Origin of the sequence: Streptomyces sp. NRRL S-495, assembly GCF_000966955.1 — a bacterium.
Classification (GTDB): domain Bacteria; phylum Actinomycetota; class Actinomycetes; order Streptomycetales; family Streptomycetaceae; genus Kitasatospora; species Kitasatospora purpeofusca.
Genome location: NZ_JZWY01001267.1, coordinates 1 through 2,371 on the forward strand (window position 1 = coordinate 1; position 2,371 = coordinate 2,371).

At 75.2% G+C, this 2,371-nt stretch carries 2 protein-coding genes; one reads left to right on the forward strand and one right to left on the reverse strand.

The window, feature by feature from the left end; translation table 11 throughout:
- Positions 1–256 precede the first annotated feature (256 nt).
- On the forward strand, positions 257–1,447 hold the full coding sequence (locus VR45_RS41055; RefSeq protein WP_045945082.1) for a trans-2-enoyl-CoA reductase: 1,191 nt from the start codon (positions 257–259) through the stop codon (positions 1,445–1,447).
- Here the strand turns inward: VR45_RS41055 and VR45_RS41060 are convergent.
- Positions 1,396–2,371 (reverse strand): helix-turn-helix domain-containing protein (locus VR45_RS41060; RefSeq protein WP_045945083.1); only part of this gene is annotated, 976 nt, incomplete at its 5' end. The two genes, VR45_RS41055 and VR45_RS41060, sit on opposite strands and share 52 nt — an antisense overlap.

The following is a 2,371-nucleotide window of genomic DNA, read 5'->3' on the forward strand; positions in this document are numbered from 1 at the left end:
AATTTGCACATGACAATGAGCCACCGGCCGGATTCCCACCCGCCGTTCGACCCCCGCCACCCGGCCCCCGCCGTCCGTCGGGCCGCGCTGCGCCGGCCGCCCTTGGTGCAACCTCTCCAAGATCCGCTCATGATCGTTGTGCCCGGACGCCGCCCACGTCCGTGCCCCCGCCGCCGCAGACTGGCAGCACACGGCGGCCCACCGGACGCCGCACCTCGTTCCCGCCGACCCCGGCCGACCTCCAGGACGTACCACCATGACCCCGCGCGTCATCACTCCCCGCAACCGGGGCTTCCTCTTCCTCGACGCCCACCCGGCGGGCTGCCACCGGCTGGTGGCCGACATGTGGGAAGCCTGCCCCGCCCCGGCCCGGGTGCCCGACGGTGACGGGCCGGTCGCCCTGGTCATCGGCTCCTCCGCCGGGTACGGCCTGGCCGCCACCGTCGCCGGGCTCAAGCGGGCCGGTGTCCGCGGGATCGCGGTGTCCTTCGAGAAGGCCCCGACCGAGCGCCGCACCGCCACGGCGGGCTGGTACCGCACCGCCGCCACCGCCGAACTCGCCCGCGCGGCCGGACGGGACCTGGTCTTCCTGAACGGCGACGCCTTCTCCGACCCGATGAAGGACCAGGTCGCCGAGCTCCTCCAGCAGCGCTTCGGCGGCCGGCTGGACCACCTGGTCTACTCGGTGGCCGCACCCCGCCGCACCGACCCCGGGACCGGTGCCACCTACGCCTCCGTGCTGAAGCCGATCGGCGGGGCGAGCCGCACCAGCACGCTGGTGTTCGACGACGAGGGCGCCGCGGAGGTCCGCGAGGTCGAGACCGCCCCGGCCGAGGGCGACGACATCGAGCAGACGGTGGCCGTGATGGGCGGCGCGGACTGGGCGCGCTGGATCGACCACCTGGCCGGCCGGGGCCTGCTCGCCGAGGGCTTCACCACGGCCGCGCTCTCGTACATCGGCTCCCCGCTGACCGAGGCGATCTACCGCAAGGGCACCATCGGCGCGGCCAAGGTGCACCTGGAGGCCACCGCCCGGGCCCTGGACGAGCGCCTCGGCCGGGAGCTGGGCGGACGGGCCGTCACCTCCGTCAACGGCGCCGCCGTCACCCAGTCCTCCACCGCCGTCCCCGGCATCGCCCTCTACACCGGCCTGCTGCGCGGCGTCCTCGGCGAGAGCATGGTCCCGCCGGTCCACCAGCTCGCCGCCCTGTGGGACCAGCTCACCGGCGCCGCCCCGCTCGCCCTCGACGAGGAGGGCCGGGTCCGGCTGGACGGCTGGGAACTCGCCGACGCCGTCCAGGCCGCCACCACGGACACCGTCACCGGGCTCGCCGACCTCGACTGGTTCCGCGCCGAGGTCCAGCGCCTCTACGGCTTCGCCGTGCCGGGCGTCGACTACGCCGCTCCGGTCGCCACCGACGTCCCCTGGCCCACCCCCACCGCCTGACCGTCCGCACCGGCCCCCGCCCTGTCCGCGGCCTCGGCCTCGACCCCGGCCCGGTGCTCGCTCGGGGTGATGCCGTACCGCTCGCGGAAGGCACGGCTGAAGGCTGCGTGGCTGGAGAAGCCCCAACGGGCGGCGACGGCCTGGACGGACCGGTCGCCGAGGTCCCCGAGGTCGCCGAGGTCCCGGCGGGCGAGGTCGGCATGGGACCGCTCCAGCCGGCGGCGGCGAACGGTGGCCGCGACGCTCTCGGGCCGGTCCTCGAAGAGCGCGTAGAGGGCGCGCAGGGACAGGTGGTGACGCTCGGCTATCAGCCGGGGTGTGAGGTCCGGATCGCCGAGGTTGTGCTCGATGAACGCGAGGACGCGTTCCAGCGTCAGCCTGGCGCGGGCGTCGACCGGCGCCTCGTCCAGGGCTCCCAGCTGGTGGGCCAGGCAGGCGCCGACCAGATCGAGCACCACCGGTCCGAGACCGGCCAGCTCGTCCTCCGCGCAGTGCGGCGCCTGGCGGACAAGGGTGTTCAGGAAGTCGGAGAGGATCGCCCCGCTGCCCCGCCGGGCCGGGATGCGCCGGGCGAGCAGCCGGTCCACCCGGTCGGGGCGCAGCGGCACCGCGGCCCTGGGGACCTGGAGCACCAGGGCCCGGACCGGTCCGTCGGCGCCGACGCACTCGGTCGCCATCGGACGCGAGGTGTCGGCCAGCACCATGTCCCCGGCGATCAGCTCGTCCCGGCCCAGGTGGGAGAGCCGGAAGGAGCCTCCCGACACCAGGGTCAGCTGGTAGTCCTCGGGATCGCCCTGCCGGACGTGTGCCGCCGAGCGCCGCGCCACGATCGGCGAGTAGGCGAACGACGCCATGCGGACCGGCCCCAGCTCCATGCCGGCGATGTCGGCGTGGAAGTCGGCGGCGTGCTCCGTGGTCATGGAC